This is a genomic window from Phycisphaeraceae bacterium (assembly GCA_019636795.1).
GTDB lineage: Bacteria > Planctomycetota > Phycisphaerae > Phycisphaerales > UBA1924 > JAHBWW01.
Map to the genome: position 1 here is coordinate 407,275 of JAHBWW010000003.1, position 16,043 is coordinate 423,317.

Genomic DNA, 16,043 nt, shown 5'->3' on the forward strand with positions numbered 1-16,043 from the left:
CACTGTGCCCCAAAGGGTCAGCGAAGATCAGGAGTCAACGATGGCTGAAGGCAAGGTCTGCATTTTCTGCGGCGTCGATTGCTCGAATCGCCCACGGGTGAAGGATCCGCAGGGACGATATGCCTGCAGGGAGTGCGCCGAATCCAACGCAGGGGGCGGGGCTGGGGCCGCTGCGCCGCAGGCGGCCCAAGACGCCGAGGCCAACGACGGATTCGATATGTTTGAGGGGATGGATGACAACATCTCCTTCCCCGCCGAGGAGATGGGTCAGCCTGGTGCCGTGAGCGGATGCCCAAACTGCGGGACAATGCTCCCGACCGGGGCGGCGGTGTGCATGCGGTGTGGATTCAATTCGGCCACGGGCAAGGTCATCAAGACGAAGGCCAGATCGGATTCGTCGAAAGTCGCGGCCATCGGCGCGGCAGGATCGGCCGCGGCCGCAGCAGGAATGGTGGTGGCAGCACCGATCTTCTGGATCCTCGGGGGCTCGATCGGCGGCATCGTGGGCGCGGCGATCTGGGCCATCATCGCAGCCACCACCGGCCTCGAAATCGGGTGGATCGCATGGGGCGTCGGCGGACTCGTCGGACTGGGGGTCGCGCTGGGGGCACGCGGCAACGGCAATGTCATGTCCGGGCTAGTTGCGGTGGTCATCGCGTTTCTTGCAATCTGCAGCGGCAAATACATGACCTGGTACATCGTCCTCGATTCGGGTCTGGAACAGCAGGCGGAAATAGAGTGGACTGACTCGGACATCCGCGAGATGTTGGCTGACGAGATCATTTATGAGATGAAAAACCAGGGACATCCAGTCACCTGGGAACGGCCGGGCATTGAACACTATGAAGCGGTCTGGCCGCGTGATTATCCTCGCTATGTTATTGACCGCGCCAACACCCGTTTCGACGCCATGACGGCGTCGGATCGCGAAACGTACGTTCAGAACCGCCACAGCGAGATGAGGACCTGGATCGAGGAGAACAGGGACACACTCGCAGAAATCGGATTCATGTCGTCGTGGGGGATGTTCGACATCATTTTCGTGCTGCTGGCGATTGCGACGGCATACAAGGTGGGCGCGACAGAATCGGACTAGTTCCTTGCGCAGCAGCCGTACTCAGTCTGCCAGCAGTTGATCGAGCAGCTCGGGCACACCTTTGCCATGCGTAGCAATCGTCTCGCAGATCGGTCGCGCGCCCGCGATGTCGCGCAGATCGCGTATCAGTTCGTTCTCGCCCGGATGGTCGGCCTTGTTGCAGACGAAGATGTCGGCGATTTCAAGAATGCCGGCCTTGTCCATCTGCACCGCGTCGCCCATGCCGGGCGTCAGGACGACGGCTGTGCGATCAACATGCTCGCGGACGCGGACCTCGTTCTGACCTGCGCCGACAGTCTCGACAAAGAGCGTCTGGTAGGCGTCGGTGCCGCTGCCCTGAGCGCCGATGAGATCGATGATGTCGTTGAGCGCGCGATAATCTTCGCCGCTGATCGCAAGGCTGCGATAGAACACGCGCTCGCCGAGGTTGTTGAAGTCAACACGGAGACGATCGCCGAGGAGCGCGCCGTGCGTGATCGGGCTCTTTGGGTCGAAGGCGACAACGGCACAGCGGCCGAGCGAGGGGTCGGACTCGGCGCGGCGGGTGTACTCGCCGACGAGTTGGGCCACGAGCGTGGACTTGCCCGCGCCGGGCGAACCCGTCACGCCGATGACGCGCTGCGGGCGCTTGCGCGGGGCGTCGCCGCTGGGTTTGCTGTCATGCGCGAGGCTGATGCGGCGGGCGAGTTGGGCCGTCGGGTGCGCGGACTTGCCTTCGCCGGAAAGTTCGGCCACGCGCGGGCGAACGGCTGAGCGCACCGCTTCGACGATGTCGAGCAGGCCCGTGCCGGTGGTGAAACACTTGGCGACGCCAGCCGCGTGGAGCGTCGGGATGTCTTCCTGCGGGAGGATGCCGCCCATATAAACGGGGATGTCGGGTCTGCCGACGGCGCGGAGCGATTCGACCAGACGCGGGCCGAGCGAGAGATGCGAGTTGGACATCATGCTCGCAGCGATCACATCGCAATCTTCATCGCGGGCGCTGATGGCCAGCGATTGCGGGGTTTGCCACAGCCCCGAGTAGATGACGTGAACACCAGAATCGCGCAGCGCACGAGCGATGACCTTCACGCCGCGATCGTGACCGTCCAGACCCATCTTGCCCAGCAGCACGCGCGGGCGGTGCGGGAGATCGGCGCAGCGGTCGAGCTTCTCGAACTGGCTGGTGGCGACGGTGCGTGAATGCGGCATCATGATCCTCGGAGAATAGTCTTGCGCAAGAACTGGATGGTAGAGCACCACCCGCTCAGACGCCGGTCTCCGGCCCGCAGGTTCCGCATGAACTCAGGACTCAGACGAAGCCGGGACGGGGCTCGTGGCGAGCGGCGCGGACGGAGATACACCGAGTTCGGTCGCGATCTTGCCGATCATCTCGAGCGCCGAAGCATGGATCGATGCACGGCTCTTGCGCATCAGCGATCGCCAGACCCACGGCAGAGGCACAGCCGTGAGCGGCAGGTACCAGAGATACGTGAAGGCATCGAACCCGCCGATCTGAAAGATTTCCCTCTGCGAGAAGGCAAAGTACCAGTCGAACCAGAGTTTGAGCAGGGAGTCGGTGAGTTCGACTCCCGGCCAGACCGTCAGAATGAGCGTCACCGCGAAAATCGCGGGCATCTTTCGGCGCCAGCGTGTGCGAAAACTGAGCGTGGTGCGGCCGCCCGCTTCGGTCGCGGCAGCGAGCAGATCGGCATCGAAAGGCGTGCCCCAGGCGTCGACGGCAAAGAGGCTGTCCGAACGCTCTGCGGTGAACCCGGCCAGCCGTCCCTTTCGCGCGGCGCGATCGAGCGCAGTGACGATTTCGTCAGGCGAGAGAGGGACTTCGAGCAGAGGCAGGTCCGTCATGTTCGAAGGCGAGCGGGTGCTCATGCAGAGATTCCTGTTCGAGTTATCGCCATTGTTCATCGGCACGATGTGTGCATCATCATTGTTCATGGCTTGTGGACACGTTTCCGGGCAGGTGACGTTGCGAATTGTCGGCGAGGAGCGTTGCGAAACCGCAACAGTGTTGCCTCCAGACAACGCCGGGGTTTCCCTCGCCCCGACCGATCCGCGATGGGTCTTTGCGGTGCGGGTTGCGGCAAGTCTGGAAGGCGGACGCGCGGGGGTCTTGACGCCGGCCAAACGCGATCACCTGCTGCGTCTTGCGGATCTGTTCGGGCTTCGGCCGTTCGACGCGAGCCTGATTATCGCCATCGTGCAGGACAGCGTGCGGTGTGGTCGCAAGGCGCTGGGAGTCACGACGGCTGAGCGTCTGTCGCTGGTGCGTCCGGTGCATGCCGGTCGTGCGGATTCTCGAAGCGTGTGGATGACGCGCATCGGGCTGTGCCTGATGCTTGGCGCAGTCGGCGCGTTCATGCTTGCGCGACTGGTGCAATAAGGGTGCTCGACTCAGAGTCGATCCTTCACATTGCGCAGGACCGTTCGCTGCGTGAGGCCATCAACATCCACAACTTCGTCGGCCAGTTCGCGATACTTCGAATCGCGAGCCGCAAGCACGCGATCGACCTCTGCAATCACGTCGTCACCGGTGAGACTCGGTCGGTTGGTATTGTCGGCTTGAGCGAGTCGCTCTCGAAGCGTTTTGGCCGACGCACGGAGATAGATGACGAGGATCTTGTCATGTTTCTGGGCAGTCTCGATAAGATGGAACGCCCCGGGCGCTGTCGGTGTACCGCCGCCAAGCGCGATGACCTGTCCTGGTATCGCAAGCACACGCCGAAGAACCTGAGCCTCGGCATTGCGAAATCCGGATTCGCCGTGCTCCTTCCACGCCTCGGCGACACTCGGCGCGCCGAGGTGCCGAGCGGTGTGTTCGTCGAGATCGATGAAGGGCTTGCGAAGCAACGCAGCGAGTTCGCGGCCGATGGTGGTCTTGCCCGAGCCACGGAGTCCGATGAGCAGGATGTTGTTCATGGCGGTGCACCTGTGAGCGAAACGCGCGCGACCCCTAGCCTCCGATCCCAAGCGGAGCAACGCTGACGGTCGGCGCATCGACTGTGCCGCGAAGGCGGTATGTGAGCAGGCGATCTGTAATCTGGCCGAAGATATTGCCGACGCGCCCCAGTGCGCTCTGAAGCCGAGCCAGCGGTCCGGCATTGACCGTCATGTCGAGAGATCCATCGAAGGCAATGAGGCCTTGTGCTCGCGCAGCGATCAACTCGGTGATAACTTCGGATTGAGTGATATTGATACCTTCCGGGCGTAGTGTGAACTCAGCATCGGCGCGGTGTGTGAGTTTCTGGTCATCGGAAAGTTTGAGATTGCCGATCTGCGAGATCAACTGGAGCAAGCCGGGGAGCACAAGCAATCGTCCATCACGTACATGCACGGAGCCTTCTCCTGCCAGAGAAGCAAGGGGATCATCGATCGCCGTCCGTACAACACCTGAACCGTGAAGCAAGCCTGCGAGTTTGGGGGGCTCGCCGCTGGGCGTTGCGATACGCAAAGCCTCTTGCAGTTGGAGATCGGTGAGGCTCCATGTCATGTGTGCCGTCCTCGGTTCGCCCACAAGCACGGTGTCCAACCGGATCTGCCCGGAGCCACGGAGCAGGGTCATGACGCCGTCGGGCAAGTTGAGTCGTCCGCTCTGCATGTTGAATGAACTCGTGAACGAGTCGATCGGGAGACGGTAGTCGCCGGAGGCTACGTTGAAGTCACGAAGGTTGAGCGTGCCGTCGAGCTGTGCGTTGAGCGGATCGAGCAGCGGAATCGAACCCTGGGTTGAAATATCAACGCGCCCTGTCGCGTCGAACTGAGTGATGACGCTCTGAATTTGCGGCGGGAGGGACTTTGCAGTCTGGGCATCGAGCTGGATCTGACCAGTACTCGATTGAAGTTCGACGACATAGTCGTTGATGTTGAACGCACCGTTGAGTTCGAGTTCGAGCCCGGGCAATCTGCCGACATTGAGCGCAAGGGTGTACCAGCCGGGCTGCTCACGCGCAGGAGTGATGTCGAGATCGGCTTCGAAGCCTTCGATGCGCATCGGAGAACCGGATCCGTCGTCATAAATCAGCGTGATCCCGCTCAATCGGATCATTTCGAGTACGAGCACTTCGCTCAGTTGCTGGCTCGGCTCGACCTGACGTGCCCCATCGCCCGCAGCGGGCCTGACCAGGGGCGAGAGGCCTTTGAAGCCGCCCGATTCAGAGTCGCGCATCAAGCGAACCGCTCCGCCTTTCACCTCGACTTCGGCGATGCGAATGGGCTTGCCGACACTCGGAACTTCGGCCAGCGTTATGACAAGGGAGTCAACCTCGAACACATCGATCGAGTCGGGACTGGTCAGTCGCACATTCGAGAGCGTCACGGTGCCTGGATAGCGATAGTCAACGGTCTGAAAACTGAGCGTCGGGACGAGATAGCCATTGATGATGCCGGTGATCTGTCGACCGAGGTAGTCGCGCAGTTCTGCCCCTCGACCGAGCCCGAGAGGACCGGTGCCACGCGGTGCAAACAGCACATACGCAATCACAGCAACCCCGAGCAATGCCAGCGCAACCGATGCGGCAATCATGGAGCGCGCTCGAAATGCCATGGATTCCTCCGCCAGTTTTAGTCGTCCGACTTCACACGCGAGATGTACGAGCCATCTTCGGTCGAAACCTTGATCCGTTCGCCTGGTTCAATGAATGGCGGAACGCGAGTCTTGAGACCCGTGTCGCAGGTTGCTTCCTTGAGTTGGTTCGTGACGGTCGCGCCCTTGATGCCGGGGGGCGTATCCACAACAGTGACTTCAACTGATGCGGGCAGTTCCATCGTGATCGGCACGCCATCACGACAGAGCACCATGGCAGTGGAGTTTGGCACCATGAACAGCAACGAGTCGCCGAGGATGCTCTCGGGAATCGTAAGCTGGTCGAAGGATTCGGTGTCCATGAATGTGGCACCATCGTTGTCGCTGAAGAGATACTCCATCTCCCGGCGGTCAAGGATGACGCCCTCGACGTTGTCGGCGGATCCGAATCGCTTTTCGATGATGCCCGCGCCTGCGACGTCGCGCATCTTGGCCTGAATATACGCCGGGCCCTTGCCGGGCTTGACGTGGTCGGTCTTCACGACGACCAACAGGCGTCCGTCGACGCTGACAGCCATTCCGGGGCGAAGATCATTTGCCTTCATTCCTGTTCAATCTCCAAAAGAGTGCGGTCCAGTAGACAGATCGTATGCCGACCACGTCGCCTGTTCGCAGCTTGTGAGCACGCTCGGTCAGTAGGATGCTGTTCAGTATGGATCGAGGACGCGGGAGGTTGACGGAGTATCCTCTATTCGACTGCTTGTGGCCTATTGAAGGAGGAATCGAACATGGATGGAACGATCGATCGCCGGACATTCCTTGGTGTACTCGGAGCAGCGGGGCTGGCTTTGCCTCTGGCATCGGCACGTGCATGGGGCAGTATTGCTGATTCGACGAACCACTTTGCATGGAACACGCTTGTCGAGGGGCGGGCCTGGTCGACTGGCGGCATGAGTTCAGGTGGGAACTGCCTGGTGCTTGCATCGGAGGGCGAGGCACTGCTGGTCGATTCCAAATTTGTGGGCACATCACCGGTCCTTCGGGCCGAAGCCGAGGCGCGAGCGGGGTGCATGATTTCGATGCTGGTCAACACGCACCATCACGGCGACCACACCGGCGGCAATGTGGGATTCTCCGAAGCGGTGATTGTGTCGCACGCAGCTGCCTCGCACAGAGTGGCCAAGCAGATGCAGGCGTATGTGCAGCAGGCTGAGAACGCGGAGCAGACTCTTCGAGCGCTTGGCACAGGCGATGCGATTGAAAAGGGGGCTGCCCAGATTGGCGAATTGCGTGCGCGGATGGCCGAGAGAAACGCAGCAGCATTTACCGCCACACGAACGCTCGATCGTTATCCATCGGTGATGAAGGTTGGATCGTTGCGCGTCGAACTGCGTCACTTCGGCCCGGGGCATACCGACAACGATGTGGTGGTCTCGGTTCCTGAGTTGAACATCGTGCACACAGGCGACCTTGTCTTCAATGGCCTTCATCCGTTTTGCGACCAATCGGGCGGCGTGAGCATTCGAGGATGGATCGCTGCGCTTTTGCAGGTTGCAGAGTTCTGCGACGCTCGCACTATGGTTGTGCCTGGGCACGGCGCGATGACCGACCTTGCTGGCGTGGTGCGTCAGCGGGAGTATCTGGAGCAGCTGATCGAGCATGTTTCAGAGGAGATCGATCGCGGCGCGAGCCGAGATGAAGTCATGGCCAAGAGTTGGCCGTTCATGAACGGGCTCGAGTTCGAGCAGATTCGCCCGCGAGCCATTGGAGCCGCGTTTGATGAACTGAGCTTGTGATTATGGTCAATTCGTCGTGCGCACCGAACGAGAGTCCATTGTCGTGAGTCGTCCAATTGTCGGGCACAACCGCTCATTACCCGCCCATCACTCGCCACGCGGCATGAAGATCGGCGAAGGCTGATTGATCTCGATGCGATCTGTTGCGAGATTCCATGACAGAGAGCGAGCATTGGTCACTGCGCCGGTTGTAAGATCGAGCATGCGGACTGGTTCACGCTCTGTGCCGGTGGCGAAGATCATCTGTCGAGCACGGTCGAAGTGAATCTGGTCCGCGATCACTTCGCGCCCTTCGAAGCGGGCATACGCGGTGCCCGACGCGAGCACAGCTGTGATGTCGAACTCTTCGCCTGCAGTCTGGGCAAAAGCGACCACGATGCTGCTCGCGGCCAGTTCGGATGATTGATCAGAATTCAGCGGCTTTTGAATCACCCTTGCGTCGCCGGTTAGGGTGGCCTGACCAATCGCACGATCGACGAGCAACTGATCCTGCCATGTCATGAGCGCGCGACCTCGCTCCCATCCTTCGAGCGCTCCGGTTCGCTGTTCACCATCCGGGCGATGGTCGAGCACCAGCAGCCGACCCTTGCGTGGCACAATCAGCTCGTTCCCGCCTCCCTTGACCAGCACTTCTGTACTGAGCAGATCGAGCAGTTCCACGAGCCTGCCTGCCTCGTCGTGTTTTCTGATCTCAGCGTGAGCGGCAAATCGTGTCGAGCCGAGCACGGTTGCGGTATCGAGCGATTCGCGACCATCGACCTTGCGCAGTTCGACGGTGATGTGCTCGCCTTCGGTGACGCGGCGCTCGCCGGTTGCAGCGATCGTCTGCTCGACGCGGCTGTCGCCGAAGGTTTCGATCCGGCCGGTGCCGCGGTCAAAGTGCAAAGCCTCGGTCCAGGCTGCTTCGGTGCGTTCACCGTCGGCATCGCGCTCGAAGCGCCCTGCGCCGATGACGCGGCCCTTCTCACTGTGTTGTTCGAGTTCGATGCGCGGGCCCGCGATGATCGCGGTTTCGTAGTCGATGGTCGCCATATTGCCGTTTTCGCCCAGCAGCACTGCAACCGCGTCAAGCCCGTTTGCTTCGAGCCGGTCGGCGTGAGCCTCGATGGTGTCGCCGTCGCGGTAGACCACGCCCCGCTCGCCCACCACGTCGCCAACGACAACATCACCCTTCTCATCGACACTCAGATCGGCGGAAAACACATCGGCAAACAGACTCCGCTGGCCCTGAGACAGAAGCACCGCGCCGCTGGCGAAGGCGCCGGTCGGCGACGTGATCCCATCGATCGTGGTCATGGGAACAACAAAGCGACGTGCGGCCAGCGAACTGTCAGTGCCATCCGACGCCGTGGCCTCGTACGCCTCAACCTGCGTCAAGACAGGATTGCCCGAGTCATCGACACCAAACTTTGCGATCAGCATCTCGCCTGTAACGAATTGCTTGCCGTCGATCGCACGAGCCTCGCCTGCAATGTCGGCCTGCTCGATGCGCCCGGTCATGCGCCCGTCTTCGACCGCGAATCGAAAGTCTGCCTGATCGATCCATCGGACCGCCTTTTCGTGACGATTGGGACCGGACGCCACATGGGCCGCGTCGAAAATCTGTCCCGGGCCTACGACCGTTACTTCGCCTGAGCTCAGACGCGCAACAACCTTCGAGCCTTCGATCCAGCCTGCATTTTCATCGGCCAGTCTGACCGCGCCACCCGGGCCGAGCATCGTGAGTTCTTCACGGGTCATTGCGTAATCGATCGACACCGCGCGCCCCGTCGTCGTGACATCGTGATAGTGCACCATGCCGGTCGAAACGGCTGTGAAACGCAGCACCACGTCGTCGCTGCGCAGCGGGGTCGGATTCGGCTCGACGAGCGGCACCACACGCAGCATGCCGGTCCAGCGCAGGACCACCGGCTCCTGCTCGATCGGTGCGTCGGACGACTGGGAATCCTCGCCGGCAGGCGGCGATTGCTCATCGGTATGTTCTGCGGATTGGTCATCGAGCGGCTGCGGGTCAGGATCGAGCCCGTCCTGAAGCGCAAACATGCTCGCGAGCAGATGTGATGCGACATCGGCCGGGGCATGAGCAGTCGCCGACGAGCGCGTGCGATCGGGGATCTTGTGATCGATGAGCCTGGCCCACGCTTCGAGCTTGTCGGCCGTGAGTCGCTTGGTGCCTTGCGAGAGTTCGACCGAATCGCTGAATGTTGCCAGATAGTGCGCGACATGCTGCTGCGGTTCGGAAGGTTCGCTTGCCTGATGTGCGACCGCAAGCAGACCGGGGCGCGACTGATGCGGCGCAGGTGCCTTGGAGGCAATCACGCTGGCGCGATCTTTGCTGCCCGAAGCGCGGCCGATCGTCGGCGGGGCGGGATTTTGCTCCAATGGCTCGGCCTGAGCGCGAGGAGGAGGCGTGAAAACGAGCGATTCTCCCTTGGCCACTTCCAGCACATCAATGCGCTGCCGCTGCTCGTTGATCCGCGCGGTCAGGTAACTCCCTGCAAACGCAATGTCGCGTCCGGTGACGACGACGCGGCCGGGGGATTCGATGTGCGAGTAAGCAAGATTGAACCGGAGGACATCATCGAAGTTCGCAACCAGCAGCGGCTCGGCGTCCAGGGGGCCTTGGGCAAACACCGTGATCTTCGGCGTGCCGATGAGACTGCCCGATTCGGGCCCGGCCTTGCGGTCAGGCATGTAGAACCGCCCCTGCTGCGACTCAATGAGGATCGTCTCGCCGCTGCGCAGGTACACCCATGCACGCACCTTTTCCAGATGGTACAGGTGCTGCTCCACGACGCCAGCGGTATCGACGGGCCTCAACTCTTCGGCTTCGAGTTTGGACGCGATGCGTGACAGATCTTCGCTGTCGGCGAACTGGAGCGACAGACCGCCGCCCGATTCGGTGCCTCGCAGGATATCAATGATCGGCGGCACATCCAGATCATCATCGTCCAAAGCCTGCTCGTTGATTCCGGTCCAGAGCATCCACCCGAGGACTCCAATCGCGACGCCCCCGAGGACCATCGCCACGATCAATCCGACCCTGCTGGCTCCATCGCGGGCGTGGGTGTGCATCTACAGATCATATCGCGCCCGAAGGCCTGCAAGTTCGCTGCGGGCCTCGATCAGGTGTTCGACCGCCTCGCGTGCCGCCCCACGCCCACCGGCCGCAGCGGTCACCAGATGGGCGATGGCACGAATCTCGGGCACCGCGTCGGCCGGCGCAATCGCCACCCCGACCATCCGCATCGCCGGCGCGTCGGGCCAGTCGTCGCCCATGAACGCGACTTCTTCGAGCGCGATGCCCGCCTGGGCCGCGAGTCGCTCGATATCAGCGCCCTTGTCTTTCGACCGCTCGATGACGTGCGTGATGCCCAGTTCCTGCATCCGCGCGCTGACCGCGGGCCCGCCGCGCCCGGTCAGAATGCCCACCGTCTGGCCCAGAGTCATCCACGCCTTGATGGCAAACCCGTCGCGCACGTTGTAGCACTTGATCTCGACGCCATCAGACGTCAGATTGATCGAGCCATCGGTCAGTACGCCGTCGATGTCGAAGACGATCATCTGCACGCGTGCTGCACGGGCGGCAAACTCTCGCGGGTCGGCAATCGGCATGTTCTAATCCTTGACCAGGCGCAGCGCGATGAGATCCTGCACGTCGAGCAAGCCGATCGGCCTGCCCTGGGCGTCGATTACGGGTGTCTCATCCTGGCGATGTTCGCGCAGCAACCTCGCCGCGTCGGCAGCCGTCGCGCTGTCGGGCAGGCTGCGGGGGCTGCGGGTCATGACCTGGCTGATCGGGCGCGACAGTTCGTCGGGGCTGCGGAGCACGAGCCTGCGCAGATCGCCATCCGTAAAGATCCCCGCCAGCGTGCCGTTGTGTTCGACGACGAGCAGCGCGCCCGGCCTTCGACCGACTCTGGCCGCGGCTTCGAGCGCCGCAGACACACTCATGTCCGGCGTCACCACCGGCAGATTCAGCCCGACCTTGAAGCGCAGCAGCTCAGTCACAGGGCGCAGCATCCCGCCGAGCAATCCGCCCGGGTGCCGCTTGGCGAAGTCTTCGTGCGTGAAGTTGCGACGCCGCGCGACCGCCAGCGCCATCGCGTCGCCCGCCGCCATGGCTGCGGTGGTCGAAGCGGTGGGCGCGATGAACCCGCCGGCCTCGGCTTTGACTCCGACGGCGATGACGACATCGGCCAATCGCTCGAGGCTCGTCAGCGCCTGGCCCGGCGCGCTGCCGCTGGTGATGGCGATGATCGGGATGCCGTCCTGTCGCAGCGAGGCGGCCAGCGCGACGACTTCATCGGTCTCGCCCGAGTGCGAGAGGCACAGCGCCACGTCGCTGGCTCTGAACCGGCCCAGGTCCCCGTGCGCCGCCTCGGTCGGGTGCACCGCGTGGGCGGGTATGCCCAGGCTCGAGAAGGTCGCCGCGATCTTGGCCCCCACCAGCCCGCTCTTGCCCAGCCCGCTGACGAGCACCGTCCCGCCCGAGAGCCCGCAGGTCTCGATGATGGTGCACGCCCGGCTGAACGCTTCGTCCGCGCGCTCGGCCAAAGCCCCCACCGCCGCGGCCTCTTCGGCCAGAATCGAGCGGATGAAGGCGATTTCGGTCGAAACTTCGGTCGCGGGCGCGCGGGGCTGCATGTCCCAAGGGTACACTGCCAGAGCCGCCCGCGCCGCATCGAGCGCGCGGGACCGAGGATCCAGCGTCATGAGCAGTGCATACCGCGTTCGCCTGAGTGCCTTCGAGGGTCCGCTCGATCTGCTGCTCTATCTGGTCCGCAAAGCCGAAGTCGAGATCGCCGACATCCCCATCTCCACGATCACCGAGCAGTATCTCTCGTACCTGGGCGACATCGATGATCGCAGCATCGACATCGACACGGCCGGCGAGTTCCTGGTCATGGCCGCCACGCTCATGGAGATCAAGAGCCGCCTCGTCGCCCGGGCCAGCGAGCGCGACGGTGCGGGCACCGCGTCGGCCAACAGCGACGGCGACTCGCCTGACGCCTTTGACGCGCTCGACGCGGCCGACCCGCGCAGCGAACTGGTGCGGCAGTTGCTCGAATACAAGAAGTACCGCGACATGGCCGACGGGCTCGAGGCCCGGCGCGAGGCGTGGCTGAGCCGCTATCCCGCCGCCCCGGCCGCTGCGAGCCGCGAGCATCTGCTGGCAGCGATCGACGATCTCGACGGCCTCGACGCTGACGAACTGGATCTGGGCGAACTGGTCGCCGCGTTCGGCCGCATCGTCGGTTCGGTCAACCTGGCGCGGCTGGGTGAACACGAGATCATCGCCGACGACACGCCCATCGAGTTGTTCGCGGCCGACATTGTCGATGCGCTGGCGCGGGCGGGCGGCAGGCTGAGCCTGACGCGCCTGCTGCTGGGCCGCACGCGATCCGAGATGGTCGGGCTCTTCCTCGGGCTGCTCGATCTTGTGCGTCAGCAGCGCGTCGGTGTGCGCCAGCTCGACGGCGCGGTCTCTGACGGCGACCGTTTCGAGCTCTCACTGCGTGAGGATGGCACCGAGGCCGAGCCTGACGGAGCGGAGGCCGAAACTCCCTTGACCGATCCATGAAAAAAGGGCGACCCGTGTCGCCCTGATGCGCGTGTGCGCTTGATCAACCTCGCCGCCCCCGCGGCCAGGCGGCCGAACCCGGCTTACGGGCAGCCCGCGCTGAACGCGTTGAGGAACATCTGCACATCGGCAAAGTCGAAGATGCCGTCGCCGTTGACATCGGCCGCGACGTTGCCCGCCGAGAAGAGGTTGAGGAACAGTTGCACGTCGGCAAAGTCGAGCGTGCCGTCGCCGTTGAAGTCGGGCATGCACGGGGGCACTGGCACAATGTCATCGAGGCGCACCACGATCGCGTTGGGTTCATACTCGACGCTCCAGTGATGCACCATCCCGCCCGCGATCGTCGGCGTCACGATGCTGAACGCGCCGCTCACGCCGCCCAGTGCCGTCAGGATCGTGAACGCATCACCGATCTGCGGGGCGAACAGCGCTGTGTCCGCCGCGATGCTGGCCAGTTCAACGCTGAGTCTGCCGTCGATCAGCGCGGGGCCGCCCGCGACGATCAGCAGGTCGTGATCGTCGCCCTGGAGGTAGCCGCCCAGCGACACGACCAGCGCGCCGGTGTTCGATTGTTCGTAACGGTGGACCGACGCGGCACCCGTGCCGGTCGCGATGGCCAGTGTGCCGTCGTTGAGCACGCCTGCGCCGCCCAGATTGACGCCGTCTTCGAGCGTAAGCGCGCCTCCGGCCGCAACGCCGAGGCGTCCGTCACCGGCAAAGAGCGCGCCGGCCTCGACGCGCGCAACCCCGCCGAAGCGCAGTTCGGCCGAGGCCGCTCCGATGGTGGTCGTTGCGATGCCGGGGCTTGCGCTGCCCGAGAAGGTCGCGTCGGCGGTCACCAGCGCCCGGCCCGAGGCCAGCGCCACATCGCCCGCAAAGACCACCGGCGAACCGGCCAGCCGCGTGGTGGGGAACGGAGCGGTGCCCGTCAGATTCATTGCGCCGCGCATGGTCCACGCGTCACCGTGGGCGAGGTTGATCGCCAGGCGCGCGGCGAATCCGCCGCTGATGATCATCTGGCCGTCGAAGGCGTCGAACGCTTCGTGAGCGATGCGGCCCGCGTTGACGACCAGGCTTGAGTTGATGTTCCAGGTGGTCTGAGCGTCCACGCCGTCCATGATGAACGTCGACGCGTTGATGACCGCGCCGCTGGCAGCGCTGACGGTCGCGCTAGCCGACTGCATGGCCAGACCATTGAATGTGGTCGTGCCGCGCCAGTTTGTGGCCGCGTCGAAGAACAAGCCTCCGTCTTCGATCAGGCCGCTGTGATAGGTCGTGAACTCCCCGCCCGTCACGGTCGTCGGCGCGGTGAAGCGCACGAAGGTGCCCTGACTGAGCAGGCCTGTAGCGGTCGGACTGATGATGGTGGGCTGAGCGATGGTCAGCTGGCTGTCCGCCCCGGCCCGGTAGACACGCAGGTGTCCGCCGAGGGTGAACGTGCCCGTCCCCTGGCCGATGATCGCGATCTCGCTGGTGTTCGGCGGGCCGGAGAACACTTCAATGGTGCTGCCCGGACCGGTCGCCCAGCCTTCACTGAGCAGCATGTGCAGCCGCGCATACGGGCCCATGCTCAGCACGCCGTTGAACGCATCCCTGAGCCCGACACCCGAGATCGCCACCGAGGCCAGCGAGGTGCCGCTGACGAGCAGTTCTCCCCCACCGCTGGTGCCATCGAGGTCGAAGCGTCCGTTGCCTTCCTGGGTCATGAACGCACTGCCGGGCCCGAAGAGCAATCGCCCGTCGTTGACCAGCGTGTCGCCGGCACCGTTCGAGCGCCAGTGGCCGAACGAAAAGTGCATGTACGCGCCGGGGCTGATGGTTGTCCGCGTGTTGGTGCGCAGCATGGCCTCGTCGAGATAGACGCGTGCCGACTGGCCCTCGAGCACGAGCTGGGGCGTCGAGAAATCCGTCCCGGCGACCGCGTCGGTCAGGTACATGCGGCTGCCCGCGCCGATGTAGGTGCTGGCGCCGATCGTGCTGGTGTGTCCCTCGTTCTGATAGCCCATGCCATTGGTGATGATGAGCGCCGCGGCGTTGACATTGGCATTGGCAAAGACCGTCAGGTTGTTCATGCCCGGCATGTTGCCGATGCGGACGATGTCGGCGCCGTTGGGCACGCCCAGGGGCGTCCAGTGGGCCGCATTGTTCCACACTCCGTGCCCGCCGATCCACGAGCGATCGACAGCGCAGGCCGGTGCGGCCAGCCCGGCGACCAGGGCGAGCGCCACAAGCGCCCCGGACGCGGGCCGGGCCCGCGCGTGCGAGCGAACGGGCGATGCGCGGGCCGCGGCGAGCCGCGCATCTGGAGCCTCATTGGTGTTCACGTGGCAAAAGGTGTGACGCGCGCTGGCAGAGTTGATCCGAAACATGGGATTGATCCTCGTTGATGTGCATGGGGTGCGGCCCGTCCCCGGGCACCACGCCCGCGACCTGACCATCCCGCTGCACAGCAACGCGACAACGCGGCTACGGATGCGCCATCAGCGCGAAAAAATACCGGGGTCGGGCATCGAGCCGACCCGGGGGCGATGCGCGGCAGGAATTGCGCGGTTTGAGACGGGGTTTTGTCGATACGAGGCCATGTTTTGTCGATGCGAGACGAAGTTTTGTCGCTATGAGTTCATGTTTTGTCGACACGAGATGACAATTGCGCGATACGAGTTCATGTTTTGTCGATGCGAGATGACAATTGCGCGATACAACTTCATGTTTTGTCGATACGAGTTCATGTTTTGTCGATCAATTATGACCAAAAATCGCGCTTATCACGACGTTGAGTCGTCCCGCGCGAGCGAACCTCGATCATTTCCGGCCCTGACGCAACAATAAACGCACTGGGACGCACACGCATCCATGTTCGCCTCGTGTCCGCCCCCAACACTTCACGATCCCCAGACCCGGGTGCCACGATCATCGAACCAGGTGTCACCCCGGACGGGCGCACCCGCGTCACGTTCGCACGCTTCTTCGCCCCGCCGGAGCCACAAGGCGCCAAGACCGGGACGCAAGACTGGACAACGGGGCCGGAGCGCGGCCCCCTGGGCGGGC

At 63.5% G+C, this 16,043-nt stretch carries 13 protein-coding genes; 4 read left to right on the forward strand and 9 right to left on the reverse strand.

The genetic code is table 11. The features are described from left to right. Nucleotides 1-40: 40 nt before the first annotated feature. Nucleotides 41-1,096: a zinc ribbon domain-containing protein gene (locus KF757_07870; GenBank protein MBX3322891.1), complete on the forward strand. Its 1,056-nt coding sequence runs from the start codon at nt 41-43 to the stop codon at nt 1,094-1,096. Between the two features lie 21 nt (nt 1,097-1,117). Here KF757_07870 and KF757_07875 read toward each other — a convergent pair whose 3' ends face one another. Together KF757_07875 and KF757_07880 are read right to left on the reverse strand one after the other, a co-directional pair. Beyond that, nucleotides 1,118-2,290, reverse strand: coding sequence for a cobalamin-dependent protein (locus KF757_07875; protein ID MBX3322892.1), 1,173 nt, complete (start codon nt 2,288-2,290; stop codon nt 1,118-1,120). A 90-nt stretch (nt 2,291-2,380) separates the two neighbouring features. Continuing rightward, complete coding sequence (locus KF757_07880; protein ID MBX3322893.1) at nt 2,381-2,965, reverse strand: hypothetical protein; 585 nt, start codon at nt 2,963-2,965, stop codon at nt 2,381-2,383. Between KF757_07880 and KF757_07885 the strand changes: the two genes are divergently transcribed. Next, complete coding sequence (locus tag KF757_07885) at nt 2,964-3,476, forward strand: hypothetical protein (GenBank protein MBX3322894.1); 513 nt, start codon at nt 2,964-2,966, stop codon at nt 3,474-3,476. The genes KF757_07880 and KF757_07885 overlap by 2 nt on opposite strands. 11 nt (nt 3,477-3,487) lie before the next feature. Here the strand turns inward: KF757_07885 and KF757_07890 are convergent, their stop codons facing one another. From KF757_07890 to efp, 3 genes are read right to left on the reverse strand one after another with little or no spacing between them, the layout of a single operon-like run. Then, nucleotides 3,488-4,012 carry a shikimate kinase gene (locus tag KF757_07890; protein ID MBX3322895.1) on the reverse strand — a complete coding sequence of 175 codons (525 nt, stop codon included), beginning with the start codon at nt 4,010-4,012 and terminating at the stop codon, nt 3,488-3,490. Between the two features lie 34 nt (nt 4,013-4,046). Continuing rightward, nucleotides 4,047-5,636 (reverse strand): hypothetical protein, encoded by a 1,590-nt coding sequence (locus KF757_07895; protein MBX3322896.1) that lies wholly within the window; start codon nt 5,634-5,636, stop codon nt 4,047-4,049. 17 nt (nt 5,637-5,653) lie between these two features. After that, nucleotides 5,654-6,220: an elongation factor P gene (efp, locus tag KF757_07900; protein ID MBX3322897.1), complete on the reverse strand. Its 567-nt coding sequence runs from the start codon at nt 6,218-6,220 to the stop codon at nt 5,654-5,656. A gap of 183 nt (nt 6,221-6,403) precedes the next feature. Between efp and KF757_07905 the strand changes: the two genes are divergently transcribed. Next, entirely contained in the window at nt 6,404-7,411 is a 1,008-nt protein-coding gene (locus tag KF757_07905; GenBank protein ID MBX3322898.1) for an MBL fold metallo-hydrolase, read from the forward strand. Between the two features lie 87 nt (nt 7,412-7,498). Here the strand turns inward: KF757_07905 and KF757_07910 are convergent, their stop codons facing one another. From KF757_07910 to KF757_07920, 3 genes are read right to left on the reverse strand one after another with little or no spacing between them, the layout of a single operon-like run. Beyond that, on the reverse strand, nt 7,499-10,486 hold the full coding sequence (locus KF757_07910) for a hypothetical protein (protein MBX3322899.1): 2,988 nt from the start codon (nt 10,484-10,486) through the stop codon (nt 7,499-7,501). Beyond that, a complete protein-coding gene (locus tag KF757_07915) occupies nt 10,487-11,026 on the reverse strand; it encodes an HAD hydrolase family protein (GenBank protein ID MBX3322900.1) in 540 nt (179 codons plus the stop codon). Nucleotides 11,027-11,029: 3 nt separating this feature from the next. Then, nucleotides 11,030-12,127 (reverse strand): KpsF/GutQ family sugar-phosphate isomerase, encoded by a 1,098-nt coding sequence (locus KF757_07920; protein ID MBX3322901.1) that lies wholly within the window; start codon nt 12,125-12,127, stop codon nt 11,030-11,032. Between KF757_07920 and KF757_07925 the strand changes: the two genes are divergently transcribed. Next, nucleotides 12,126-12,995: a segregation/condensation protein A gene (locus KF757_07925; GenBank protein ID MBX3322902.1), complete on the forward strand. Its 870-nt coding sequence runs from the start codon at nt 12,126-12,128 to the stop codon at nt 12,993-12,995. The two genes, KF757_07920 and KF757_07925, sit on opposite strands and share 2 nt — an antisense overlap. Nucleotides 12,996-13,078: 83 nt before the next feature. On the opposite strand, the gene KF757_07930 is transcribed toward KF757_07925, so the two are convergent. Then, nucleotides 13,079-15,364, reverse strand: coding sequence for a hypothetical protein (locus tag KF757_07930; GenBank protein MBX3322903.1), 2,286 nt, complete (start codon nt 15,362-15,364; stop codon nt 13,079-13,081). Between the last annotated feature and the right edge of the window lie 679 nt (nt 15,365-16,043).